Genomic DNA, 734 nt, shown 5'->3' with positions numbered 1-734 from the left:
CTTTGAAACCATTCATCATATGTTTCTATTTTAGTTGTTGGTTTTGTGTTTGAATCAATTTGATTAGTTGTATTGACTTTTATATACCAAATGAAAGCAATTATTCCGATTACCAACGAACCCAAAAAAAATTTAATATAATAAAAAAATATTGTTGATTTTAAATTGATTTTTGTAATTCTCTTTTTATTTTGTTGTTTTTGATAAAAATAAATACACAAAGGAATTATAACAACAAAAAGAAGAAACAAAAATCCTATAATGGTTAATTTTTGAAATAATTCCATATTAAAAATACTTCCTTTTTTAATTTAACTCATTATCATTTTAACATAAACAGAACAATAATGCAAAAAATATGCATTATTGTTACCACCAACGTTTTAGAGCTTTCCATGCGTCTATGATTTCGTTAACAACCACACCAGTAGCTGCACCTACAACCATGCCTACGGGTCCACCTAAGGCGCCTATCGCGGTTGATGTTTTGATGATTTTTGATTTTGTTTCCCATTCATTGTTTTGGGTTTGTAGTTTTTCATAATCATTTCCTAATTTTAGTTTATCAGCTTCTAATTTAACAATCTCTTTATCTAATTTTTCTTTCATTGTTGTGTGGGCTGTTTTTGCTAATTCTAATTCATTTTTTAATTTATCAATTTCATGTTGTAATTCTTTGTTGTTTTCACTTAATCCACTATTGGCTGCTTCTAAACCTTTAATTGTTCCTTCTA

Annotated in this window: 2 pseudogenes; both read right to left on the bottom strand. The window is 27.1% G+C overall.

Going from position 1 to position 734, the window contains the following annotated elements:
- Nucleotides 1-287: pseudogene (locus OL66_RS02425) on the bottom strand (hypothetical protein); the annotation flags it as partial.
- Between the two features lie 82 nt (nt 288-369).
- Nucleotides 370-734 (bottom strand): annotated as a pseudogene (locus OL66_RS04000) (hypothetical protein); the annotation flags it as partial.

Source organism: Chrysanthemum yellows phytoplasma (genome assembly GCF_000803325.1).
Lineage (GTDB): Bacteria > Bacillota_I > Bacilli_A > Acholeplasmatales > Acholeplasmataceae > Phytoplasma > Phytoplasma asteris.
The sequence above is the reverse complement of the archived record's forward strand: the minus strand, read 5'-3'. Positions and strand labels throughout refer to the sequence as shown.